At 69.7% G+C, this 24,574-nt stretch carries 18 protein-coding genes and 2 pseudogenes; 7 read left to right on the top strand and 13 right to left on the bottom strand.

Annotated features, from left to right (window positions below; translation table 11 throughout):
- Positions 1-82 precede the first annotated feature (82 nt).
- Complete coding sequence (locus ACFV1J_RS24155) at positions 83-1,327, top strand: MFS transporter (protein ID WP_385861173.1); 1,245 nt, start codon at positions 83-85, stop codon at positions 1,325-1,327.
- 145 nt (positions 1,328-1,472) lie between these two features.
- Positions 1,473-2,195: pseudogene (locus tag ACFV1J_RS24150) on the top strand (alpha/beta hydrolase).
- Between the two features lie 219 nt (positions 2,196-2,414).
- Here ACFV1J_RS24150 and ACFV1J_RS24145 read toward each other — a convergent pair.
- The 4 genes from ACFV1J_RS24145 to ACFV1J_RS24130 all read right to left on the bottom strand — a co-directional run bounded on the left by ACFV1J_RS24145 (position 2,415) and on the right by ACFV1J_RS24130 (position 6,248).
- The gene (locus ACFV1J_RS24145; RefSeq protein ID WP_385861171.1) at positions 2,415-3,227 is read right to left on the bottom strand and encodes a class I SAM-dependent methyltransferase; all 813 of its coding nucleotides are present in this window, start codon (positions 3,225-3,227) and stop codon (positions 2,415-2,417) included.
- Positions 3,228-3,236: 9 nt separating this feature from the next.
- Positions 3,237-4,454: an MAB_1171c family putative transporter gene (locus ACFV1J_RS24140; protein ID WP_385861169.1), complete on the bottom strand. Its 1,218-nt coding sequence runs from the start codon at positions 4,452-4,454 to the stop codon at positions 3,237-3,239.
- A 10-nt stretch (positions 4,455-4,464) separates the two neighbouring features.
- Positions 4,465-5,025, bottom strand: a complete 561-nt coding sequence (locus ACFV1J_RS24135; protein WP_385861167.1) for a hypothetical protein — start codon at positions 5,023-5,025, stop codon at positions 4,465-4,467.
- 569 nt (positions 5,026-5,594) lie between these two features.
- Positions 5,595-6,248 (bottom strand): TetR/AcrR family transcriptional regulator, encoded by a 654-nt coding sequence (locus ACFV1J_RS24130; RefSeq protein WP_385861165.1) that lies wholly within the window; start codon positions 6,246-6,248, stop codon positions 5,595-5,597.
- 173 nt (positions 6,249-6,421) lie between these two features.
- On the opposite strand from ACFV1J_RS24130, the gene ACFV1J_RS24125 reads away from it, so the two are divergent.
- The 3 genes and pseudogenes from ACFV1J_RS24125 to ACFV1J_RS24115 all read left to right on the top strand — a co-directional run bounded on the left by ACFV1J_RS24125 (position 6,422) and on the right by ACFV1J_RS24115 (position 9,028).
- Positions 6,422-7,384: an alpha/beta hydrolase gene (locus ACFV1J_RS24125; RefSeq protein ID WP_385861163.1), complete on the top strand. Its 963-nt coding sequence runs from the start codon at positions 6,422-6,424 to the stop codon at positions 7,382-7,384.
- A 252-nt stretch (positions 7,385-7,636) separates the two neighbouring features.
- Positions 7,637-8,205, top strand: a pseudogene (locus ACFV1J_RS24120) (PP2C family protein-serine/threonine phosphatase).
- A gap of 94 nt (positions 8,206-8,299) precedes the next feature.
- Positions 8,300-9,028, top strand: coding sequence for an ATP-binding protein (locus ACFV1J_RS24115; RefSeq protein WP_385861161.1), 729 nt, complete (start codon positions 8,300-8,302; stop codon positions 9,026-9,028).
- A 32-nt stretch (positions 9,029-9,060) separates the two neighbouring features.
- Here ACFV1J_RS24115 and ACFV1J_RS24110 read toward each other — a convergent pair whose 3' ends face one another.
- From ACFV1J_RS24110 to ACFV1J_RS24090, 5 genes are all read right to left on the bottom strand, one after another.
- Entirely contained in the window at positions 9,061-9,873 is an 813-nt protein-coding gene (locus tag ACFV1J_RS24110; RefSeq protein WP_385861159.1) for a S1 family peptidase, read from the bottom strand.
- On the bottom strand, positions 9,870-10,703 hold the full coding sequence (locus ACFV1J_RS24105; protein WP_385861158.1) for a S1 family peptidase: 834 nt from the start codon (positions 10,701-10,703) through the stop codon (positions 9,870-9,872). Before ACFV1J_RS24105 ends, ACFV1J_RS24110 begins: the two co-directional genes overlap by 4 nt.
- A 137-nt stretch (positions 10,704-10,840) precedes the next feature.
- Positions 10,841-12,097 carry an IPT/TIG domain-containing protein gene (locus ACFV1J_RS24100; RefSeq protein ID WP_385861156.1) on the bottom strand — a complete coding sequence of 419 codons (1,257 nt, stop codon included), beginning with the start codon at positions 12,095-12,097 and terminating at the stop codon, positions 10,841-10,843.
- A 156-nt stretch (positions 12,098-12,253) separates the two neighbouring features.
- Complete coding sequence (locus ACFV1J_RS24095) at positions 12,254-13,045, bottom strand: IPT/TIG domain-containing protein (RefSeq protein WP_385861154.1); 792 nt, start codon at positions 13,043-13,045, stop codon at positions 12,254-12,256.
- A gap of 777 nt (positions 13,046-13,822) precedes the next feature.
- On the bottom strand, positions 13,823-13,981 hold the full coding sequence (locus ACFV1J_RS24090) for a hypothetical protein (protein WP_385861152.1): 159 nt from the start codon (positions 13,979-13,981) through the stop codon (positions 13,823-13,825).
- Between the two features lie 291 nt (positions 13,982-14,272).
- On the opposite strand from ACFV1J_RS24090, the gene ACFV1J_RS24085 reads away from it, so the two are divergent.
- Positions 14,273-14,920, top strand: coding sequence for a hypothetical protein (locus tag ACFV1J_RS24085; RefSeq protein WP_385861273.1), 648 nt, complete (start codon positions 14,273-14,275; stop codon positions 14,918-14,920).
- A 720-nt stretch (positions 14,921-15,640) separates the two neighbouring features.
- On the opposite strand, the gene ACFV1J_RS24080 is transcribed toward ACFV1J_RS24085, so the two are convergent.
- Entirely contained in the window at positions 15,641-16,375 is a 735-nt protein-coding gene (locus ACFV1J_RS24080; RefSeq protein ID WP_385861151.1) for an SDR family oxidoreductase, read from the bottom strand.
- A 92-nt stretch (positions 16,376-16,467) separates the two neighbouring features.
- On the opposite strand from ACFV1J_RS24080, the gene ACFV1J_RS24075 reads away from it, so the two are divergent.
- Positions 16,468-17,331 carry a LysR family transcriptional regulator gene (locus ACFV1J_RS24075; protein WP_385861149.1) on the top strand — a complete coding sequence of 288 codons (864 nt, stop codon included), beginning with the start codon at positions 16,468-16,470 and terminating at the stop codon, positions 17,329-17,331.
- Positions 17,332-17,595: 264 nt separating this feature from the next.
- On the opposite strand, the gene ACFV1J_RS24070 is transcribed toward ACFV1J_RS24075, so the two are convergent.
- From ACFV1J_RS24070 to ACFV1J_RS24060, 3 genes are read right to left on the bottom strand one after another with little or no spacing between them, the layout of a single operon-like run.
- Positions 17,596-19,125, bottom strand: coding sequence for a hypothetical protein (locus tag ACFV1J_RS24070; protein ID WP_385861147.1), 1,530 nt, complete (start codon positions 19,123-19,125; stop codon positions 17,596-17,598).
- Between the two features lie 49 nt (positions 19,126-19,174).
- A complete protein-coding gene (locus ACFV1J_RS24065) occupies positions 19,175-20,704 on the bottom strand; it encodes a hypothetical protein (RefSeq protein ID WP_385861145.1) in 1,530 nt (509 codons plus the stop codon).
- Between the two features lie 54 nt (positions 20,705-20,758).
- Positions 20,759-24,565, bottom strand: coding sequence for a hypothetical protein (locus ACFV1J_RS24060; RefSeq protein ID WP_385861143.1), 3,807 nt, complete (start codon positions 24,563-24,565; stop codon positions 20,759-20,761).
- Positions 24,566-24,574: the final 9 nt, after the last annotated feature.

Genomic DNA, 24,574 nt, shown 5'->3' with positions numbered 1-24,574 from the left:
TTGACCTGCCGTTGTGTCTGTCGCTTAGCTCTCACTGGTCAACGTCGGTTTGTTCGGGTGGGGCACCAAGGGGGCTGTGAGCATGGTGGGCAGGAGATCGTTGGGCCGGCAGTTCGGCTGGCTGTGGGCGGCGTACGCGGTGAGCGCGTACGGGTCCGGGCTGGGGTTCGGGGCCTTGCCGCTGGTCGCCGTACTGGTCTTGCATGCCGGCCCTGCCGAGGTGTCCGCGCTGTCCGCGGTGGGGCCCGCGGTGGGCGCGCTGATCGCGGTGCCCCTCGCGCCGTGGGTGGAGTTCCGCCACAAGCGACCGGTCATGATCACGATGGACCTGGCCCGGTTCGCGGCCATGGCGACGATCCCGGTCGCCTACGCCTTCGGATGGCTCAGTTTCGTCCAACTGCTCGTGATCTCGGCCGTGGTCGCCGCAGCCAAGATCGCCTTCAACGCAGCCAGCGGCGCCTACCTCAAAGGTCTCGTCCGGCCGGATGACCTGCTCGTGGCCAACGCGCGGTTCGAGTCCACGAACTGGAGCTCCATCGCGATCGGCCCTCCCTTGGGCGGGGCGGCGATCGGCCTGTTCGGGCCGGTCACCACCGTGGTGGCCGACGCACTCAGCTACCTCCTCTCCGCACTGGGCATCACCGCGATCCGCGGCCAGGAAGAAGCGCCGCGAACGACCGGCAAAAACCCGGTCCGGGCGGGCGCGTTGCTTGACGGCTGGCGACACATCATGGGCCATCCCGGTTTGCGGGCGCTCTACCTGAACCAGATGCTCGTCGCCGGTCTGATCATGGCCACCGAGCCGCTGCTGGCCGTGCTCCTGCTTCGCCAGCTCGGGTTCCCACCCTGGCAGTACGGCCTCGCCTTCGCCGCCCCCTGCCTCGGCGGACTCATCGGCTCGCGGCTGGCCCGCCGTGTCGTGGCCCGCTACGGCCGGCACGCGGTCTTCCGGACCGTCGGCACCCTGCGCGCCATCTGGCTGATCGGCCTGGCCTTCGTCCGTCCCGGCATCGTCGGCCTCGTCACCGTGATGGCTGTCGAGCTGGCGATCATCGTCAACATGAGCCTCTACACCCCGGTGCTCGCCACCTACCGGCTCGAACACACCCCCAAGCATCTCGTCGCCCGCACCCTGTCGGCCTGGTCCATCGGCCAGCAGGCGTCCATCGCCGGCCTCACCGCGCTCGCCGGGCTGCTCGCCGACGTCACCACCCCACGCACCGCTCTCACGGCCGTGGGACTGCTCATCCTGACCACCCCGCTCCTGCTGCCCCGACACGACCAGACATCACAGCACGAGCCGGAACTGTCCCACAGCCACCCATGAGGCACCGCAACTCGCCACCGAAGCCCGCAGGCAGCAGGCAGCAGGCAGCAGGCAGCAGGCCGCAGGTCCTGTGCGATCCCACCCGCCGAGTCCCACCTGCCAAGTCCCACCCACCAAGTCCCACCCGCCAAGTCGTATCCGGCGTGTGCGCGGCCGGGGACGTCGCCAACTCGACGACGGCGTCCTCGAACGCGAATTCACCCTTGGCGAGATCCCCGGCATCCTGTGGACGCCTTGATCCGCATCTGCCCCGCTGATCCTGATCGGCCACAACGGCGGCTTGCACAAGCGGGAATCGCGGCTGGTGGCCCGGGCCCGGCACTCCGCGACGGAGTACGGCTACGCGGTGGCCGCCATCGACCACCCCGGGCACGGTGAGCGGCCCCGTTCCGCCGTCGACGAGCAGGCTCGCGCCGACCTCCGTCGGGCGATGGCGGCAGGGGAGCCGGTCGACGAGATCTTCGAGTCCTTCATCGTCCCGCTGGTCGAAAAGGCGGTGCCTGAACGGCGGACCACTCTGGACGCCCTCCTTGCGCTGCCCGAGATCGGTGGCCCGGTCGGGTACTCGGGGATGACCGCCATCGGCATTCGGCTGGCGGTGGTCGAGCCGCGCATCGCGGCCGCCGGATTCTTCGCCGGGGGTTTCGTGCCCCGCGCCCTGCGCGAGGAGGCCCGGAAGGTCACCATTCCGCTGCTGTTCCTGCTGCAGTGGGACGACGAAGGGAACGACCGGCAGTGGGCCCTGGACCTGTTCGACGCCTTCGGCTCCAAGGAGAAGACGCTGCATGCCAACTTGGGCGGGCACGCCGGCACCCCGTGGTTCGAGGTGGACGACGGGACCCGGTTCTTCGGCCGGCACCTGAAGTGAGGTCGTGCCGCCAGGCCGGAAGCAGGCGGTAGGCGGTGCCGCGCTGCGAGCCAGGTGCGCTGGCCGAACGAGCCGGTGCCGCGACGAACCGGCGACGACCGGCGACGACCGGCGACGACCGGCCACGACCGGCCACGACCGGTCGCGGCCGGTCGTCGAGGCACCGGCCGGGCCGGAAGACCACGGGCGCCGGGAGGCCGAGACGAGTCGGTCTCCGGCTCAGTGCGTGCTCGCTGTCGCTTCGGGGCGCCGGCCCCATGCGGCGATCGTGACCTGCGGGATGTCGATGAACGCCGGGTCTTCGAGGAGGGTGGTGAATTGCGTCAGGTCTTCTTGGGTGATGACTCCGTCGGCGAGCATGGCGGGGGCTGCCTGGGTGATGAGGGGGAGCCAGCGGTCCTTGGTGCCGCCGCCCATGCAGCCGAGGTTTCCGGCGAAGGACACCTCGCTCAGAGCGTTGTGGGCGAGCAGGGAGGGAAGGCTCCGCGCCCAGGTCATGTCTGCGCCGTTGTCGCGGTACGCGCGCTGATAGGCGGCCAGGACGCGCTGGACCAGAGGAGAGGGTGAGGTGTCGGCCGGCAGGTGGTAGGGCTCTTCGACGATGAGCCATCCGCCGGGGGCGAGCCAGCGGGTGGCTCGCGCGATGACCTCGTCGCGCTGCGGGAGGTGGCAGAAGAGGTAGCGGGCGTGGATGAGGTCGAAGCTTCCGGGCGCGTAGTCCTCAGAGGTGATGTCTGCTTCCTGGACCTCCAGGTTCTCGGCTCGGCGCATATCGAGGTGTCGGGTGTCGAGGTCGACGGCGACCACTCGTCCCTCGGGGCAGCGTGCGGCGAGCCAGTAGGCGATGGAACCCGCGCCCGCACCCAGTTCCAGGCAGTTGAAGGAGGCTTCGAGGGGAAGGTCCTGGATGACTTTGATGGTGAACGCATCCACGCTGCGCTGGATGGACCGAAGACGGTCACGTTCGTGCGGGGCTTCGTTGCTCAGCAAGCCGGTGCGGTAGGGGGCCGGGGTGGCGGAGTGCTGTGTCATGAATGTCGCCTAGGTGATGGTGTTGGTCGGGGTGTGGTGGTCGCGTCCCTCCGGCATGGCGGGTGCGGGTGCGGTGGGGGAGGGGTCGAAGGAGCGGACAGCGGGATGTGTGCGAGCGCGCAGGACGGCGAGGAGGAAGTCGGTCTCGCTGCGGAGCCCGTCGTCCTTGAGGTTCACGGGCGTGAGCGGGTTCGGTTGGGTCGCGCCGGCGGCCGCCACGGCCTGGAGGGCACTCTGCAGCCAGCACGCAGTGACGATCGGCTCCATGTGTTCTTCGGGGACACCGTGCTCGGTGACGTGACGTCGGGCACGATCGACCACCTCGGGCCGCACGTAATCCTGCAGAACGAGCAGGACATCGAGGATCTCGATGACCTGGCGGTAGAGCCTGAGCCGGATCGACTGCGGGCTTCCCACCACCGCCCGGATCCGGGGACGGGCTCCGTCCAGGGTGACGTGCGGGACGGCTTCGGTCAGGTCACGCCACAGGGGGCTCAGACACCACAGGGCGCGTGCGTCGCGGGCCGTGCGGCGGATGGTCAGTGCCAGGGGCAGGCAGACCCCTGCGGTCATCAGCCAGGCGGTGACGCCGATGTTCAGTGGGAACAGTGCGCCCAGCCAGACGGGGCGTGCCAGGAGGAAGGCCAGAACGACGCACCAGAACAGGGAGGACGAGGTGAAGCCGGCGGCGAGCAGCAACAGGCCGGTGCGCAACGGCCGGTCGTCGTGGGCCCGGCGGCCGTAGCGCACACACAGCACGGCGCAGGGGACCGTGCCGACAAGATGAGCTGCCACCAGAATCCACCAGAAGGGGCTGTACCACGGGACGGGCTGCGCAGTGACGCAGCCGGCGTGCGGCGCGATGGTGAAGTTCAGGGCGATCAGCGCGGCGATGGTGACGATCATGGTGCCGTAGATGAGCCACGGCCGGCGCCGGGACATCGCCGCGAGGACGAAATCGAGGATGAGGGCCGAGCTGAGGACGCCCCAGGCGTTCATGAACAACCCGCAGCTCTGGGCGAAGGTGAAGGATCGGTTCAAGGCCGCGGTGACGGGGTCGAGATAGACGGTGATCGACCCGGCGATCCCGACCACGGCGACCAGCAACATCTTCTGCTGACGGGAGTGACGGGCACCAGGCACTCGCAGGATGATCGCCAGCCACAGCGCCAACGCGCCCGAAAGCTCGACACGGGAACCGAGTTCGTAGAGGGAAAGTGAGCTCATGGTTCGGCCTCTACTCCCGGATCCCGAGTGCGGCTTCGAGCTTGCCCCGAACCCCGCTCGACGGCGAGGGTGTGAGGATCCCCGCGGCCGAGTAGATCAGGCTGGCGACGAGTTCGGCTTCCCGCTCCTGCTCATTGGTGTAATTGCTGCGACGCAGAAGCCGGCTGATCATCTCGGGCCGGATGCTGGGCAACAGCATGGCGAGCACCTCGTGGAACTCCCGGTCGCTGCGGCCGTGTTCGCACAGGATGTGCCCGATTTCATGGAGAATGATGTGCTCCTGATGGAACTTGGTGGTCTTCTCCTCGACGTAGATGTTGTCGCTGGCATCGGTGGCGATCCACAACCCGCAGGCGTTGATGGCGGCCCCGATCGACAGCGTGTGGATCAGGATCGGCCGCCCCCGCTGCGCCGACAGCCCCTTGACGAATGCATCGACGGAAAACGGCCGGGGTAGGTCGAGCGTCTTGACGAGCGCCTGACACCGTTTGCGTACCTGTCGTGAGGTCATGGTGTCGCCTTGCCCTTCGATCGGACACCGGTGGAAGTAGACGTCATCTTCATAGCGCATGGCCAACCTCCCTAGCAGCTTGCCCAACAGCTTCGAGGACGGTCGCCGCAAGCTGGCTGCTTCCCGCCGGTGGCCGGCGCCGCGTGACGCAGCAAATACGAACCAGTAGTGGCTAGTAGTGGCGCCGCCGATACCGCTGGTGGGCCGGGCCGCGCACCCGCACAGCAGGCCGAGGTGATCACACAATGCGCCGATGGGCAACGTCTGTCGGGGGTCGGTAGACCGAGACAGGTGACCCATCGCCACATCGCTCTCACCGCGCTGGCCGCCGCCGAGGCGGCGGCCAGGTGCCCGGCCCGCGCCCCGTGCCCGGAGTGCCCACTGCCCAGTCGGTGGGCGGCTGGGCGGCTGGGCGGGCTCGGTCTGAACGACCCCCCGGCTCTCCTCGCTCCGGTACGACCACATCAACGTCCTCGGCCGCTACTCCTGCACCGGGTCTCCTGCACCGGGTCTCCTGCACCCGGCGTCCTGCACCGGGTCTCCTGCACCCGGCGTCCGGCACCGGCCTGCGGCAGCGACGCGACCCGATCCGACCCGGCCCGACCCCATCGCACTCGTCATCCGGCACGTCAGGGGATCTGGGCCTCGATGTGGGCGAGTTGGGCGGCAAGGATTTCTTCGAATGCGGCGCGGCGGTCTGCTCCGAGGGGGCGGATGTCGCGGGCGAAGTGGGCCAGGGCGGGGAAGCGTTCGGGGTCGGCGCCGAGCACCGCGACGCGGAACTGCTCCATGCCCTGTTCGTACTCGTTCGGGGTGATGGTGCTGATGCCGGCCTCGGAGGCGATCAGCGCGGCGAGGAGGATCACGATGCGGTGGTATCGCACCGGGACCTCCTCGTCGGGCAGGCCGGATGCGCGCAGGGCCTGCAACAGCTCCTCCATGACCAATCGGGATCCGGTGCCGCCGGACCCATAGCGTCCCCACACCGCGGCGAGTTGGGGTTGCTCGCCGAAGACCTCGCGCAGGCGCAGGGCCAAGGCGGTGACGCGCTGCTTCCAGTTGCCTTCGGGGCGGTAGCCGTCCATGGCGGCCAGCAGGATCCGGTCGGCAACCGCACGCAGCAGTTCGGTCTTGTTGCGGAAGTGCCGGTAGAGGCTGGAGGAGTCGGTCCCGAGCACTGCGGCGAGTTTGCGCACGCTGAACGACTCGGCGTCGCTCGTGCGCAGCAGTTCCGCCGCCGTGTCCAGGATCTCCTCGGTCGACCATCGCCTGCGGCCAGTCATCTCGCCCCTCTCGTCGCCCCTCCCGTTCGGACTCAGCCTAACCTATGCACTTGCTGATGCACGCACCGCGTGCATAATGAGGTCAACGCACTCACCGCACTGTCAGACCGCGACGACGCACTGTCAGATCGCAACGACGCACCCGGCATCCGGCCGGGAGGGGAGAAGGAGACATGAGCGAGAGCACGACCACGACGCGGCCGCCGGAGCCGGACTTCTCGGTGATCACGACCGAGGAACTGCGCGCCTACCGCGACGCGGAGAACCGCTTCCGGGCCTCCAGTGCGGCGCGGACGATCCTCGGAGAGCCGGACCCCGGCGCCGCGATCGCCTGGCAGGAGATCGCGCTGCCCGGCCGCGACGTACCGGTCCGGGTCTACCGGCCGACGCCGGCGGGAGACGACGAAGCCGTGGCCCGCACCGACCTGCCACTCGTGGTCCATGTCCACGGAGGCGGCTTCGTGGGCACGGCGGTGCAGTGCGACTGGACCAACAGCCGCCTCGCCGCCCGACTGCCCGCTGTCGTCGTCTCGGTCGAGCACCGCCTCCTCGCCCCCGGCAGCCCGCTCGCGAACGCCGCCGACGACGGCTGGGACGTGCTCAACCACGTGGTGCGGCACGCCGCGCAGTGGGGCGTCGACCCGGCGCGCGCGGCCGTCTTCGGTGAGAGCTGCGGCGCGCTGATCAGCGCACTGACGGCCATCCGGGCCAGGGAAGCCGGCCTGGAGCTCAGGGCGCAGGTGCTGGTCAACCCCGCGGTCGACGTGACCGAGACGATGTTCGACCACCCCTCGATCGCCGAGTACGCGTACCACCCGACCCGGGCCCTGCCGCAACTGCGGTTCGTCCAGCGGCTCGCCGTCCCGCCGGGAGTCGACGCCCGCACAGTCTCGCCGCTGTACGCGGACGACCTGAGCGGGCTCGCCCCGGCGCTCGTGCTGGTGCCCACCCAGGACGCGCTCGCCGACCACGGCCGCCGCTACGCCGAGCGACTCCAGGCGGCCGGGACCTCCGTGCGGCTCACCGAATACCCGGGAGCGCGACACGCGTTCCTCACCCTGCCCGGCGTGGAACCACAGGCCGAGGCCGCCCAGACGGAGATCCTCGCGTTCCTCCGCGCGGCCCTGACAGAGTGACGGAGGAACGATGGACCCCATCCTGCTGAACCCGACGGCTTAGGGGTCTCCCAACTCGGCCGCGGCTGCACGAGCATGACTGGCATCTACGGCCAATTGGGGGCACTTGTCGTCCGGCACGATGGCCGCCTGCCTCGGCTGTAAGAACGATGCGGTCGCGGCGGCGAGTTGGCGGAAAGTCGCCGGTACGTTCTGATCCGTCAGCCCGAGGGGCTCATCGCCCTGCGGCAGCCCGCGAACGAGGGGGCGGAGGTGGGTGGTGACTGGTACGACAACCTTCGGTTGCCTGAGGGGGGCATCGGGCTCGTCATCGGGGATGTGCAGGGCCACAGCCTGGAAGCAGCGGGCACCATGGGCCAGCTGCGCAGCGCGACACGGCCTACGCCGCCGAGGGGCACGAACCGGGCAGGGTGCTGGAGCGGAGCAACCATCTGCTTGCGGGGTTGGACACCGGCCTGTACGCCAGTTGCTGCTGCCTGTGGTTGGATCTGGCGCTCGGAAGCGCCAGCCTCGCCACCGCCGGCCACCCGGGGCCGCTGATCAGCGACGCCCAGGGCCGGACCGTCCAGGCGCAGCCACCCATGGGACCGCCGTTGGGCGTTGACCCGCATGCCGTGTACCAGCAGAGTGAGGCCCTTCTGTCGCCGGGGTCGGTGGTGGCCCTGTTCACCGATGGTCTGCTGGACACACGTCGGTTGGGGGTGGATGCCGCCGTCGAGCGACTGGCCCATGTGCTGGCCGACAACTGCACGGAGGACGTTGAGGTGCCGGCGGATCGTTTGATGCAGCACTGCACTCCGCGCCCCGCAGCAGGGCGATGACGTCGCCCTGCTGGTGGTGCGGTACGAAGGAGCTCAGCCTGGTGGTCAACGCCGGGTAGCACGCACCTCGGTTCAGCGTCATGATCTGCGCGGCGTGGCGCACGTACGCCATTTCCTGCGGGAGTCGCTGGGCCAATGGGACCTGATGCCCTTGCTGGACACTCTGGAGTTGCTGGCGTCCGAGGTCGTCACCAACGCTCTCATCCATGCGCACAGCGACGTGGATCTACGGCTGCGGGAGTACCCGGACCGGCTCCGTGTCGAAGTACGGGACAGCGATCCGCATCCACCTGTGCCGATCGAGATCCTCACCGCCGGTGAGACCGACAACAAGGAGGCCGAGTCCGGGCGGGGACTGCTGATCGTCGATGCCCTCGCGGCCGAATGGGGCAGTTCCCCCGCCGGGCGCGGCAAGACGACTTGGTGCGACCGGTCCCCATCTGCGTGCAGCCGACGTGAACCCACTGCTGACCAGGATGAACCCCCAGTACGGAGTCAAGGAGTCAAGCTGTCCGCGCTTCCGTGTGAGCTGGTCCGGGCCACGACGTGGATGGTTGACGCGAACGAGTGCATTGCTCCGTTGCTCGGTCTTGAGCGGCTTGCTGTGGTGACCTGGACGGAGCCGTCGGACGTCGACGAGCAGGACGAACGCGACGGACTGCACGGGAAAACCCGTGCCCTGGTCGAATGGGCGGCGCGGTGGCCGTTCGTATGGGCAGTGCGCGGTGCCGGCCCGGTGCCGGGCCGGCAAGCGGCAACCTGGAGTGATCAACCAGCCTTGGCCAGTTCCTCACTCGGGCTCGGGTGCTGGCCGAACTCGTGAACACAGCCACCGCACACGTGCTCCTCGCCTCACTACCGGAGCTGGTCGGCGATCTCGCGGGAGAAGGCCGAGACGCGTGTGTAGACACCGGGGGTGGGTGTGGAGGCATTGCTGTTGGCCAGCCAGCTGACGATCCCGATCAGCTTTCCGTCGGCGACGAGTGGACCGCCGCTGTCCCCTTCGGTGTGGTGGGCGCCGGTGACCGGGTCGTTGGCGCAGGCGTGCATCCGGGGGTCGAAGTCGCCGTCGGGGTTGAGCCGCCGGCACGTCCTGTCGGGCAGGACGCGCAGGGGCGCCGACCGCAGGGCGTTCGCCGCATGGTTCTCGTAGTCCAGCAGACCCCAGCCGTAGACCCGTGCCCTGGTACCCGGACGGTACGGATCGGTGTCAGAAGCCGTGGCGATGGGCAGCGGGGTGTAGGTCGCCGGCATGGGTGCGTCGAGTGTGAGGACGGCGACGTCGTTCTCCAGATGGCGGCCGAACCGCGGGTGGATCCACACCCTGGTCACCTTGCGCAGCGTGCCGTCATGGCGGCGCAGGTCGGTGCGGCCCGCGACGGCCCCCAGATCGGTGGGCGCCTCGTCGACGACACAGTGGGCTGCCGTGACGACCTTCGTCGGGGTGACCAGGGTGCCGCCGCAGAACTGCCCCGAGCGCGGGTACGTGTTGGTCTGCCGCCACAGGTTGATCGCGACGGTCCAGGGTGCCTGGGCCGTACTCGTCCTCCGCCCGCCGACGATGGCGTGGGCGGTCGGTGCCGGCAGGACGACGACGCCGAGTGCGACGAGCGTCATGAGACCGGCAACCAGGGCGGACACACGCGCCCAGGTGTGTCGCTCCATCATCGGGACGCTCCTTCCTGTCCGGCTGTCCGTCCGGCTATCTGGCTCTGGAGGAGCGCGTAGTAAGAAGCGGTCTTGTTGGCGACGCCCGGGTAGCGGCGGTCGGTGCAGCTGCCACCGCCGCTGATGACGCCGACCAGCCGCCCACCTGCGATGACGGGGCCTCCACTGTCCCCGTGGCAGGCGCTGACGCCGCCGGTCGGGTAGCCCAGGCACATCGTGTAGCGCTTGTCGTAGCGGCGGCTGCCGTACGCGGTGACGCAACTCTCGTCGCCCCGGTTGGGGATGAGCGCCGTCTGCAACGGCGGCACCCGGTCGTCGTCCTCCCGGCCCGTGGTGGAACCCCAGCCCAGGACCCGGTTGGGCGTCCCTTCCTGGTACAGCTTCTGCTGCGCCGGCGTAGCGAGCGGCAGAGTCCGGTACGGCATGGGGGAGTTGAGGGTGAGGACGGCTATGTCATGCGCGTAGATGGCGCCGCTTCCTTGGGTGTGGGCCTTGGGGTGGATCCACAGTTTCGCGACCTTGCGGACCCTGCCCTTGCCGGTCTGCCGGAGGTCTTCGCGTCCGCCGATCACCCGAACGGTGTCGATGGTGGCCTGCTTCACGCAGTGTGACGCGGTGAGCACCTTGTCCGGCGCGACGAGCGTGCCCGCGCACTCCGCGGTCTTCATGTCGTCCGACGAGGTCAGGGCGACCGTCCAGGGGTACTTCGTGATGGCGGCCCGGTCACCTCCGACGACCGCGGCGGCGGGCGGGGCAGTCATGGCGGCCAGCGCCGCTCCCATCAACACCGCGCCCGCCAGGGCACCTTGGCGTGATCTCGCTGCGTTCATGGCTCCTCCATGGCGATCGGACAGTGTCGCCCATGCAGAGGCCTGCACGCCTGAGTACGGTTGCCCGCGAAATGGCCACTCTTGCCGGGCGGCTCCTCTTGCTGCTCGCGGAACCGACGGAACACCCTTGCGGTGGCTCAGGACGGGTCGTAGACGTACGGCTGGGGGTTGCTGTTCCCGGCAGGGGTGTGCGCCACGACATTCACCGTGCCGGGCGCTCCGCCCGGGCTGGTGGCGACGACCTGGGTGTCGGAGATCGCCGCGAACGTGGCCGGGACGCCGCCGAAGGTCACCGCATCGGTGTAGGTGAGGTCGCTGCCGCCCAGCACGATCGCGTCGCCTCCGAGGTCAGAACCGTGGGAGGGGGTGAGGCTGGTCAGGACGGGCGCTGCGAGGTACGTGTAGTACGGGTTCCCGGTGGCCGTCGTGCTGGTCCCGCCCGGTGTCGTGACGGTGACGGCGACGGTGCCGGATCCGGCCGGAGCGGTCACGGTCAACTGGTTGTCGGATACCACGTTGATGCCGGTGGCCGGATTCCCCCCGAAGTTCACGGCGCTGGTGAGCGTCAGATTGCTGCCGAAGACGGTGACGGTGTTGCCTCCGGTGGCCGGGCCGAGGTGCGTGGACAGGTCGTTCACGGTGGGCGCGGCGATGTAGAAGTAGGGCAGTGGATTGCTGGTGCCGCTGGGGGTGGTGACGGTGACGTTGACCGGCGACGGTGGGCCGGCTGGTGCGCTGACGGTGATCTGGGTGCCGGTGTTGGTGAGGATGGTGGCCGGGTTCGTGCCGAACTTCACCGAGGTGGCTCCGGAGAGGTTGGTGCCGTTGAGTGTCACCGTATTTCCGCCTGAGGTGGGGCCCGACGTGGGACTGAGGCTGCTGAGAACCGGCGTTGTAGCAGCGACGTAGGTATAGCTGAGGGCGTTACTGATCCCGCCGGCCGTGATGACTGTGACACCGACGGAAGAGGGCGGCCCGGCCGGCGCAACGACCGTGATCTGCGTCGCGGTGTTGGTCAAGATGGTCGCCGGGCTGGAACCGAAGAACACCGCCACGGCTCCGGAAAGATTGGTGCCGTTGAGAGTCACCGTATTGCCACCCGAGGCGGGGCCCGAGGGAGGGCTGAGACTGCTGAGGGATGGGACTGAGGTGTAGGTGAAGAGCACGTTCTGGGTGCTGGTTCCTGTCGGCGCCGTGACGGTGACCTGGACCGTGCCGGTTCCTGCGGGGGTCTTGGCCGTGATCAGGGTGTCGCTCACGATGACGAAGTTGGTGCCGGTGGGGCCGAACCTGACCAAGGTGGCGCCGGTGAAGCCGGATCCGGTGAGGGTGACGCTGGTGCCTCCCGCTGGGGGCCCTTGGCTGGGGCTGACGCTGGTCACTACGGGGGCCATGATGCTCTTCTCCTTCTCGTCATGCCTGAGAGGACCGCGCCCCGGCCGGCAGTTGTCGGCCAGGGCGCGGCTCGTGTGGCCAACCGTCAGCGCCAAGCGCTGCGGGGCGGGCGGCGACTTGGTGGTCGCGCTGCGGGAGCCCGGCCGTCCTCGAGGTCAGGTGATCGTGAAGGCCTGGGCGTTGGAGTTGCCGCCGCAGGTGTGGACCGTGATGGTTCCGGCGCCGGTGGCGAGTCCGCCGGGCACGGTGGCGACGAGTTGGGTGTCGCTGACGGGGGTGAAGACCGCGGTGGCGGTGGCGGCGGCGCTGTCGGTGAAGGTGACGGTGTCGACGCCGATGAAGCCGGTTCCGTTGATGGTGATCTGGTCCCCCACCGTACCCGAGGTGGGGAGCACCGAGGTGATGGCCGGCGCGAGGTAGTAGTCGATCAGGGTGGTGCCCGAGGTGCTGGTACCGCCGGCGGTGGTGATGGTCACCGGCTGGGTCGATACCGTACCGACCTGGCCCGGGTTGGCCGGTGCGGTGAAGGCGACCTGGCTCGACTGGGTGGGGGTGACCGCTACGTTGCCGACGGTGCCCACCCCGACCTGCGTTCCGGTGAGGAAGTTGGTGCCGAACAGTGTCACCGGGCCACCCGTGGCGGCCGACACACAGGTGACGCTCAGCGCCGTGGTGGTTGGCGTCGCGGCGACGAAGAACGGCAGCGCGTTGCTGGTGGCGCCGGCACTGCTGGTGACGCTGACCGAGACCTGGCCGGAGCAGGGCGCCGCGCTGGGGACCACGAAGGTGACCTGGTTGGCGGTGACGCCTGTCGGGGTGACCACTGCCGCACCGAAGTTGACCCGCGTGGTGGTGGCGAGACCCGTTCCGTTGATCTGAACGGTGTCCCCGGGCTTGCCCTGGTTGGTGGTGGTGGTCGTGTCCACTAACGAGGTGATGGTTGCCATGGTCTTTCTCCTTCGAACGTGTCGCGCTGCTGGGTTGCAAGAGCAGGGCGGATGGCTGACGCGGCCGGCAACCGCAAGGGAGGCCCCAGCGGGCAGTGGGGCGGGAAGGCATGTGGAGACCCCTTGCCTCGGGGCCGGTGCCCGGGGGCGGGTCGTCCTTACGCAGCGACGCGGCGCCACATCAGGTGCGCCGTCAATCTCGCTTGCCTTGATTAAAGCCATGGGGTGAAGGAGGCGACAGGTGAAACTGGCGCACTGAGGGCTTTGTATGAACGTAGGCTAAGAGTTCCTTTCTCGATTCCGTGCGCTGTTGCACGCCCCTGCGTGTGAGGTGCGAAACAGCCGACGGGGTCGGGTGGGCGGACGGTCCACGCCGGGCCGGCCCCTGCTCCTGCCCGACGGCCGCAAGGCGCCTCCTCCGTCCAGCCCAAGGCGCCTTGGCGCCCGGCATCAGCTGCCCCGTGAGAGCCGTCTCCGTGCCCAGCGCCGGAGCCCCGTCGGGAGCCGGAGGTGAGTGCCCGGCCGATGTGCCTCAGCATCGATCGGCGGTGTCGTGGCCGCCTGGCGGGGCCCTCTCGCGCAGCTCACCACGGCGGACCATTTTCTCCGGCATGTGGACCACATGCTGGAGGGGCACTCGGCCGGAGCCGGCGAACTTCGCTTTCCAGACCGAGAGTTGACCGATGCGCTGCGGATGGCGGAGAGCCGGGGCGGCGGCTGGCTGTGCGGGAGTAGGTGGAGGGACGGGCATGGGTGGGGGCGACGCCCCCTGACGGGTCAGTCGGAGGTGAACTTCTTGACCAGGAACCGGATGACGACGAGCGCGCCGATGGCCAGGATCAGCCACCCCCACCCGTCGATGCCGCCGGGGGCGGGTTCCGCGACCGGCCGTTGAGGCGGCGGGACCGGGCGGTGGGCGTGGTGAACGCCGTGCACGCTCCGCCGAAAGGGTGACCGTCGGCCCTATTCCTTGCCGGCTGTATCGCCCGGATGAGTTACTTCCGGTGTCCGACCAGGTGGGCTGCCCATCCCTCCGTCAGGGAGTGAAGTGCGGCCGCCGGTCCCCGAGGGGCCTCGGTTCGCGGCGCATCGCAGCGCCTTGTCGCGCCTTGTCGGAGGAGGCATCAGCTGCTGGGTCTCGTGCGGAGACCTCGGCCCGTGTGGGTGGCTCAGACATACGTCCCAGGAGGCGCTGTGCGAGCCGTCCGTATGCTCCGACTGTTGACCGTGGCCAGTGCTCTGACGCTGTGCGCGGTCAGCGCCCCGCCCACGCAGGCAGCGGTCCCGACGCTCGTCGCCTGCAGCGAGCAGGCTCTGGTCGACGCGGTCAACGGGGCCAACGCCGCAGGTGGCGGCAGTCTGAACCTGGCACCGTTCTGCACCTACACCCTCACCAGCGCGCACAGTGCAGGCGGCGCCGGGGGACCGGCCGGAGTTCCGAACATCACCACTTCGATCTCCATGACCGGGCTGGTCACGGAGATCGTCCGTGCGCCGGGGGCCGCCCCGTTCCGGATCTTCGAGGTGGACGGTCCGTCGCACGACCCGGCCGCCCACGGCCAGCTCAGCCTCAACACGCTGACCATCACCCGTGGTGACGCCGGCCTCGGTGTGGGTGGTGGGATCGCCAACCTCGGCGGCATCGTGAACCTGACCGCCAGCTCCATACGCGACAGCGCGGCCTCGTACGGCGGCGGCATCTACAGCGACAACTCGCTGGTGGCCAGCGCCAGTACCGTCCACGACAACATCGCCACCGTCGCCGGCGGTGGCATCTACAAGAACGCCGGCAGCGTCTTGCTGCTCGTGAGCCCGGTTACCAACAACTCGCCGGCCAATTGTGCCGCCACCCCGCCGCTGCTCCCTGACTGCTGACTTCCTCGCCTCGCCGCTGCCCGCACCGGGCAGCGGCCTCCCCGAGCCGGCTTGCCTCCATGCGATGACGCCGTTGACGGCAGTCGACCGCGCAGACATCTAGGCCGAGCGCACCGACGACGCACAGGCCCAGGTCTTTCGCGCGTCCGAGGAGCCGCCACCGGAGGACGCCCGCGGCTTCTGGCTCACGCTGGACGCCCTGTACCCGGGCCTGGTGCGGCACCGGGGCGTCGAAAACCTGGCGATCGGCGCGCCCGACTGTGGCTCCTGGATGGTTACCCGCCCGGCCGTGACCGGCGCATGGTCGGTCACGGCCCGTGGACCGCGGAACATCTGGGCAGAGATCCACGACACGACCCTCCGTTGGCGGGCCGCCGGCGAACCGGAGGTTTACCGGCTCGATGTTGAACCGGGCGGCGCACAGCGGGTCAGCGCCGGCCGCGGGCAGGCGGCCTTGGCCTGGCGGCTCCCGTACCCCACGCCGCGACCGATCCGAACTACCGAGGGCGTCCCGTGATCGGGTGTCCCGTCTCCGACGACCTGGTCCGGGATCGGGGCCGTTGCCTGCGGCGACCAGATCGGTTGAGACGCCGCGTCGCCGGAATCCCAGTCGGTCTGGTCCCTGTCGGGTAGATGCCTGACGCTGTCTCAGTCGATCTGGTCCTTCTCCACCGTTTCGTGGACCTACCGGAGCCTCGTCGATTCACGGCGGGTTCGTGATCACCAGGGGACGACGCCGTCGTCCTCGAAGAACGAACCGGTCGGGCCGCCGTCGGGCAGGGTGGCGAGCCGGATCGCTGTGGCCGCGCCCTGTTCAGGAGTGCGGGGCCCTTGGAAGCCTGTGAAGTCGGTCGCGACCAGGCCCGGGCAGGCGGCGTTGATCAGGATGTTCGTACCGGCGAACTGCCGGGCGTACTGCACGGTGAGGGCGTTGAGGAACGACTTCGACGGCGCGTAGGCCGCCATGATCGGAATCTCGATGCCTGGGTCCGCCTGCCGGGCCAGGGAGCCGACGCTACTGGAGACGTTGACGATGCGTGGCGCGGCCGAGCGCCGTAGCAGTGGCAGCATCGCGTTGGTCACCCGGACGACACCCATGACGTTGGTGTCCACGACCGTGCGGAGCACCTCCAGGTCGAGCGCGGTCGGGTCCTGCACCCACCCCGGGCCCATCTCGCCCGAGATACCGGCATTGTTGACCAGGGCGTCCAGGCGCCCGGCCAGCCGTTCGATCAGTTCCGCGGCAGCAGTGACGCTCTGGTCGTCGGTCACGTCCAGCGGTACCCCGAACGCGTCCACGCCGACGGCGCGCAGCTTCCCGACGGCGGTTTCGCGTCGGGCGGCGTCGCGGGCTCCCACGCCCACGCGGTACCCGAGGCTGCCCAGCCCGGCCGCGATCTCGTACCCGATGCCCTTGTTCGCGCCGGTCACCAGCGCGATCATCGTTTCGCTCATGCTGATGATGTTGGCCCGCGGACGAGTGGCGCGGCCAACACCGATACGGTGTCCTGTCATACCTGCCGGGTATCACCGCGTAGGCTGCGGCCGTGGACACCCTGGAGACCCGCGAGCTGAGGTACTTCGTGGCCGTCGCCGAGGAACTGCACTTCGGGCGCGCCGCCGAGCGCCTCGGCATGGCCCAGCCGCCGCTGTCGCGGGCGATCCAGCAGCTCGAACGGCGCCTCGGGGTCTGCCTGTTGCAGCGCAACCGCCGTGGTGTCCGCCTGACCGGTGCCGGAGAGGTGCTGTTGCACGAGGGCCGGGCGGCCCTCGACGCGACCGCTGCCGCCGCTCGCCGCACCCGGCGCGCCGGCGGTGCCGACAGCCCTGGCGGCCCCCGCGGTCGGCTGGTCCTCGCGGTGAAGGCCGCCGCGTCCCACGAACTGCTGCGGAAACTTCTCGACGCCTACGCGGCCGAGCCCGACAGTGCCGAGATCGAGGTGCTGCCGTGCGGCATTTCCGAGCAGGAAGAGCTGCTGCGCGACGGACGCGCTGATGTCGCGCTGATGCACACGCCGTGGAACTCCCTCGCCGGGTTCGACAGCGAGGCACTGACGACCGAGGGGCAGGTTGCCGTCCTGCCTGCCGGGCACCCCCTCGCCGCCCGCGAGACCTTGTCCCTGGCCGATGTCAGGGGTGTCCCCGATCTGCCGCTCGCCCGCTGGCCCACCCACGGCACCTACGCACCCGGCCCGGGCCCCGAGATCCACAACCAGACGCAACTGGCCCAGTTGATCGCCCTCGGACGCACCGTGGCGGTCGTCCCCGACTCCGCCCGCTCCTGGCTGTGGGCCGAGCACACGGCCGTCCCCTTGACCGACGCGCCTCCCGTCGTGACCCACATCGCCTGGCCCGCCCACAGCCGCTCCCTCGCCCTGGCCGGCCTGATCCGCACGGCCGCACGGCTATGACCAGCTCCTGCCCCCATCGGCCAGCACCCTTCGAGACTTCCTGTTCGGCGGCGAACTCGTCCAGGAGCTGGAAGAGCAGAGTGATCGCGTGCTGCTCGTCCTCGTCCGACAGTTCCCACTCCAGGCCGCCATGACAGTGAGGCCCCCGTCGGTTGGCGACGGCGGAGGTTTCTGTGTTCGGGATGCGGCTCAGCCGCGGCACCGCACCACCCGGCGGGCGCCTGGTAACAGGGGCGTTTCTCGTCGATGAAGCAGTGGCAGGAGCTACAGCGAGAGGGATCCGGCCCCGAAGGGAATCCAGATGAACCAGGCGGACTTCCATCCCGAGCCGGAGTCCCCGCCCGAGTCCTTGAACTCCACCGTGCAGGATTTTCCTTTTCGGATGCCGAGGACGGCGGTTTCGTAGCCGAGGCGCTCGGGGCCGTTGAACTTCAGTGCGCTGGCGCGTGTCGTGCGGCCCTCCGAGGAGATGGTGACCATCGGGTTGCGGTTTCCGCCGCCGCAGTAGACATGGCCGATCGCCAGGCCGGAGGTGGGGGCGGTGAATGTCCGCGAGGTGTTCCACGTCAGGCTCCAGGACTGCGGCTGACCGAGCAGTTCGGTCGGCCCCGACAGCCTGAGCAGGCCCTTGGTCTCCAGCATCCGGTTGACGGTCACGTCGTTGCCGGGCAGGAACTGGGTGTGGCTGTTGATTTTCAGTGGTTCGCCGTAAGGGCCGCGTAGTTCGCGGATCCTGACGAAGTTGTTCTCCGTGGCCGTGAGACCGCCCTTGGCATTGATGTTGCCGTTGACGGTGACGGTGTTGTTCACCAGGAACTCGGTGTTGCTGTTGACGCGTAGGGCGACTCCGTACGGGCCGCGCAGTTCGCGAATTCTGACGGTGCCTGCTGCGGCGACCGCGTTGACGTCGCCGTTCGCGTGGAGAGTGCCGTTGGCGGTGAGCGTGCCGTTCGCGGTCAGTGCGCCTTCGGCCGTCACCGCACCCTTGGCGGTCAGTGTGCCGTTGACCGTGAGGTGGCGCAGCTCCAGGTCGGGCTTGATGACGCTGACGGTCGTCGTCAACGTCCGTTCGTACGTCTTTCCGTCCTCGGTATAGCGGGCCTGGAGCATAAAGCCGGTGGGGGTGTGGAGTTCGGGTGACCGCCATTGGCCGAAGGGCTGGTCAGGTCCGAAATTCAGTTCCTCGTGGGTCTCGCCCCAGTACATCGTGTAGGCGGCGTCCTGGGTGCCCTGCCACAGCAGTGTCGCGCGATCGCCGTTCCCGACCAACAGGTCCTTGGGATGGAAACTGTGGAAGATGAACGCACTGGGCGCTTTCTGTACCTGCGCATTGGTGACTTTGTCGCTGGTGGTGCCGCCGGTCGAGGTCTTCTCGACCAATTGGAACTCGGCCCATCCCGGGGCGCTGTTGACCTCGATGTGGAACACGTTGAGGGTGAGTCGCCAATTTCCGTCGAATACGGCGGTGGTGGTCGGTTCGAACTCGAAGACCTGCCAGTCGCCCTCCGGATAGCCGTCGTACTTGGTCCAGCCGTCGCCTTGTCCGGGGGATTCCCCGCCGACGACTCCGGAGTCGAGCGCGGTCCGGTTGCCGGTCCAGGCCGCGGCGCCCTCGCCGATGCGGAGTTTGACGGTGAGCCGGTCGCAGCGCACCGACCTGGTCAGCCCGGCGCCGACCACCACCTTGAGCGTGGCGGTGACCGGCTTGCCGGGTGTGCTGGCGTTGAGCTCGGGCGGGAAGGTCTCGACGGCGTACGGAAGCAGCGCGGTGCCGGACCGGATGATCTCGTTCATGGAGCTCTGCCTTTCTCCAGCTCGTGTGTCACGTGCCTTCTTGTACGCGTCACATGTCCAGTGCGCCGACTCCGAACGGGACCCAGGTGAACCAGGCGGCCTTCCAGTCGGGGCCGTCGTCACCGCCGGCGTCGCCGAACCAGACCGTGAAGTCCGCGCCTTTCCGGATCGCGAGGACGGCGACCGAGTACCCGGGGCGGACCGGATCGTTGAACTTGAAGGTGCTGGCATCGACGGATTGCCCGTCGGAGGTGATGGTGACCTTCGGGTTGCGGTCTCCGCCGCCGCAGCGGACCTCGGCGATGGCGAGGCCGGTCGTCGGGGCGGTCCAACCGCGGGTGGTGTTCCACGTCAGCCCGCACTGCTGGGGACTGCCGGCGAGGTCGGTGGCTCCGTTGGTGGTGAGCGTGCCCTTGATTCCCAAGCCGCCGTTGACCAGCACGTCGTTGTCCGGCAGGAACTCCGTCGAGCTGTTGATCTTCAACCACTGGCCGTAGGGGCCGCGCAGGTCCTTGATCCGCACGATGTCCCCGGTCGCGGTCATTCCGCCGGTCGGGTAGAACGAGCCGTTCGTGGTGAGGCTGGCCGCCACGGTGACATCGTCGCCGGCGAGGAAGTCCGTCGGGCTGTCGATCGTCAGATGCTCGCCGTACGGCCCGCGGAGGTCGCGGATGCGGACGATGCCGTCGGTGGCGGTAATGCCGCCGGACGCGGTCAGACCGGCCTCGGCAGTGAGCGCCCCCTTGCTGGTCAGGGCGCCGGTGGTGGTCACCTCGCCGGCTGCGGTGAGGGCGCCCAGCACGGTCAGGTTCGAGACCGTCAGGTCGGGGTCGACGACGCCGACAGCCGTCGTCAGTGTCCGCTCGAACGTCTTGCCGTCCTTGGTGTAGCGGGCCTGGAGCATGAAGCCGGTGGGCTCGTGCAGTGCCGGGGAGAACCACTCGCCGAACGGCTTGCTGGGGCCGAACCGCAACTGCTCCTCGTTCTTGTCCCAGAACATGGTGTAGGCGGCGTCCTGCGTTCCCTGCCATTCCAGCTTCGCCCGGTCGCCGTTGCCGACCATGAGGTGCTCCGGGTGGAAGCTGTGGAAGACGAAGGTGTCCGGGGCCTTCTGCACCTGGGCGTTGGTGGTCTTCTCGCTGGTCGGGCCGCTGGTCGAGGTCTGCTCGACGACCTGGAGCTCGGCCCAGCCCGGTGCGTCGTTGAGTTCGATGTCGAAGATGTTCAGGGTCAGTTTCCAGGTGCCGTCGAAGCGGGCCTGGGTCGTCGGGTCGAATGCGAAGACCTGCCATTCGCCGTCGTCGTAGCCGTCCTCCGGAGTCCAGCCGTCGCCCTGTCCCGGGCCTTCTCCGCCGGTGACGCCGGACTTCAGGGCGCCCCGGTTCGCGGTCCACGCGGATCCGCCCTCGCCGATCCGCAGCCTGACGGTGAGTTTGTCGCAGAGCACCGTCCCGGTGAGGTCCGCGCCGACGGTGACCTTCAGCGTCACCGGATCCGGGTGCCCGATGTTCAGCTCGGGCGGATAGGTGGAGATGTCGAGCGGAAGCAGTGCGCTGCCGCCGCGGATGATGCGCCCCATCGGAGGTGCTCCTTACGTCGTACCGCTTGCCTCTTGCCTCTTACTTCGTGCGTCTCAGGTGGCAGGTCGGGTGGCGGCGCTGCCGGTTCCGGATCGGTTCGGCACTTCCTGCACCGGGTGCAGCTGGAGGTAGCCGGCGCGGGCGGCCGGCGCCGGGTCGTCGGCGTGGAAGCGGGTGTCGGCGGGGGCGATGGGGGTTTCGGACCAGGCCGGCAGTTCGGCGCCGTCCGCCAGGTCCGGTTCGGCCCAGGTCCAGGTGCCGTGCCACTGGGCCGGCTGCGGCATGACCAGGCCCTGGGGCAACTCGTCCGCGCCGCCCGGGCCGGCCGCCGTACGCACGGAGTGCAGGTCCGGCGTCCGCCGGGCGTCCAACTGCCCGTCGCGCAGCGGTGCCAGCAGCGGGTTGAGGCGGAAGGAGGCGCGGATCCGCAACAGCGCCTGGTGCACCAGGTCGGCGGGCAGTTCCAGCGCCTCGATCGGCAGGATGCCGGTGCTGGCGTGCACCGGGGCGTGGGGGTCGGCGAGCAGCGTCAGATGGTGGGTCACCGGATCGTCCGTGGTGATCCGTGCGGGCAGCGCCAGCCCCTCGCCGTGCCCGATCGGTACGGTGTAGTCGCTGCCGTCCACCGGCGCGACGGCATGCAGTCGGCGGTAGCTGATGGCGTCTCCCGGCTCGCCGTCCGTCGCGTAGTAGCCGATGAGCCCGTCCGACAGCCGCTCGGCCTCGCCGAGCCGCACCGGCCATGTGTAGTCCGGATACTCCTCCTGGGGCGGATCGATGACGGTTTGCCAGCTGGCGTTGGTCAGCAGCGGGCCGCGCAGGTCGATGCCCAGGTCGGCGCGGATCAGCGCCAGGGGGCGGCCGAGCAGCCGGGCCGCGGTCCGGTCGTCCTCCGCGTGCGGTGACTCGACCCGCTCCAGCGCCTCGTCGATCGATTCCATCAGGTCGTCGAACGAGGGCGCGGGTTGGCCCAGTAGCTCCGTGGCGAAGCCGCTCAACTGCGGGAAGGCCGCCTTGAAGGCGTCCGATCCCGGGTTGTCGTACGGGGAGTGCGGCAACGGATTCCAAGCCGTCGCCCGGCCCCCGGAGACGTTCCGTACGACCCGCAGCTCGCCCAGTGGCGCCCCGTCGGGCCCGTACACCAACAGTGTCCGGTCGAGGTAGTTGAGCAGGAGCCAGCCGGCGACCGGGCCGGCGCCCGCACCTGCCCCGGCGCCCAGGCGGCCCGCCGCCACATCGGCCGGGGCGGCGGACACCGTCCCGACGTCCGCCGCTCGCGGCCCGGTGGCGTACCGGCTGCCGTCATGGGCGTCCACGGTGTCCAGACGCACCCGGGCCTCGTGCAGCATCCGCGGCGGCAGCTGGATGAAGCGCTGGTCTCCGCGTACGTCCTCGAACAGCTTGCGGCCCCGCGTCGGTGTGACGCTCACTGCCCGCCGGGGCTCGAAGCGCTCGGGGCGGCCCTCGTTGTCGGCGACGATGTCGAGCACCCGCCCGTACCGGTCGATGATCCGCAGGTCGGTGAAGAAGAACTGTCCGGCGCGCACCGGCTGGAAGACCTCTTCCGGCGCGGCGGACTGCTCCCGCGGGCCGGGCCGGGGCACGGTGCTGCCGTCGCCGGTGAGGTCGGCGCTCCGCGCGTCGGGCACCAGCCGGGCCGCGCCGTCCTGCCGCAGCAGCCAGTCGTTGAGGCCATCCAGGCTCTGCGACAGCACGTCGAGCTCCTTGCAGTCCTCGCGCAGCGCCTCCAGCCCGGCGGTCTCCGGCTCGGGGAAGGTCTCCAGATAGCGGCGCAGCTGCCCGCGCAGCACATGCACCGTCGTCGGGGCGAGGAAGGCCCGGCCGCGGAACACCCGCTGGCGGGCGTCCTCCTCGCTGCCGACCATCGAGCCGGTGCCCCGCCAGGCGTAGTCGTTGCCGTCGAACTCCCAGTTCTCCCGGTTCCCGCTGTGGTACGGGGTGGGGCTGTAGCGCAGGTCCCACTGCACGAACATCGGCAGCCAGGGCTGCCGCCACACCGCGGTGTACTCGGCCGGCAGACCCCGGGTGAGCCCGGAAGGATCGGCGACGAGGTTGTGCAGGGCGGTCGGCCCGGGCCCGGCGGCGGGGGTGCGGGCGGCGGTGTCGAGCAGCGCGAACTCCGGCAGCATCGCCGCGCACACCGCGGGAACGTCCCCACCCAGCTCGGGCGCGGGCGGGGAGCCGGGGACGTCGTGCCACGCCCCGTCGAAGTACGCCGACGCCAGAAGCCGGCCCGGGATCCGGCAGGGCAGCGGATGATCGGCGTCGCGGGTGAGCGGCTGGGTGGCGCCGGAGCCCTCGATCAGCAGCACGGGGTCGGCGGGCTGATGGAAGGGGGCGGCGGCGACCCGCTTCAGCTCCAGGTGCTCGGGCAGGCCGTGAGCCGCCGCGTAGGCGTCGATGGCGGTCTGAAGCTCTTTCGGGGTGCTGCCGTGCGGGAGCCGCGCCAGCAGTGTCGCGGCCTGCTGGTGCAGGGCGGCGGTGCGGTCGTGCAGGTTGCCGGGGCGGTCCGGCCGCAGCTCCTCCCAGGCCGCCTCGGCGAAGCCCTCGGGCCGCTGCCGGCCGGGCAGCCCGCGCAGCCAGTGCAGCGACCAGTACCGCTGCTGGCTGTGGCGCAACCGCGGCTCCATCGCGTCGTACGCGGCCTGACGGGAATTGAGTTCGGGCAGCCAGTCGGGTTCCTCGGCGCGCCGGTGCCGGGCGGGCGGCTCGCCGTTCTGCGTCGGACGGTCCACGATCTCCCAGGCATAGCCGCCGGTGCGCCCGGCGAACCAGGTCTTGCGGGTGGCGTCGTCCAGTTCGCAGGCGCCGTCGGCACCGTCGAAGGTGTCGATGGTGCCGTGGTAGAGGGCACGCAGCAGGTCGGCGGTGCGGCCGGAGCGTGTCTGATGTGCTGTCAGGGCCCCGGCGGCGTCATCGGTGCTGTGGCCCAGGGCGACCTTCACCCGCCCGTAGTCCGGCTTGGCGGACGGCGGCGCGGAGGCACCCTGCTGCCAGGGGACGCCGAGCGCGGTGCCGACATAGCGGGAATCGGTGAGCGCGCTGCCGTCGGCGCCCTGGGGGAGGGCCCAGTGCAGGGCGCGGATCACGTCCTCGGGGCCTTCGGCGTCCGGCGGCAGCAGGCCGGGGATGCCGGCGGCCGTGGTGAGCAGGTCGATGCCGCGCTCGGTGTACCAGCCGATCGCCAGGTAGCTGAAGGTGTTGTCCGGGGCCGGCGCGGTGGGGTGCGGCCGCAGGTCGTTCAGGCTGTCGTAGAAGGAGAGCACATTGCGGTGGTAGGGCTCGAACGCGGCGAAGGCGGGAACGCCGGGGCCGATGGCGGTCAAGTGCGGTTCCCGGCGCGCCGGTTCGCGCCACGGCCGGTCCGCCTCGAGCTTGTCGGCGCGGCCGATGAAGTCGAGGAACGGGGCGTTGTCGCCGCGCGGGTTGACGTACTGGGTACGGCGCTCCGTGCCGGGGTTCCAGTCCGGGTGTTCGGAGTGCAGGAAGTCGGAGGCCACCACCCAGCCGGCCGCCTTCCGGGTGCCGTCCGTGCCGTCGTAGTAGCGGACGATCAGCCATCGGTTGGGGATCAGCGGGAACGTGGTCTCCCGGCTCTCCGGGTCGTAGTGGCCGGTGGCGAGCGCCTCGGGAAGCTGCCACTGCAAGTAGACGCCGTACTTGTCGACCAGGTCCTGCTGCGGAGGGGAGGGACTGGGGGTGGGCTCGGCGGTGCCCTGGTCGCGCAGCATCTGCTGGTACGTGGGGAACCAGCGGTGGAACGGCTCCGAGCCCTGCACGCCCCAGTTGTAGACCATGGCGTGCAGCTCGATCGGGACGATCAGATCGGTCGCGCTCATCGATGTCGG

The organism is Streptomyces sp. NPDC059649 (assembly GCF_042734445.1).
GTDB lineage: Bacteria > Actinomycetota > Actinomycetes > Streptomycetales > Streptomycetaceae > Streptomyces.
Note: the sequence above shows the minus strand (reverse complement) of the source record. Positions and strands in the feature narration are given on the sequence as shown.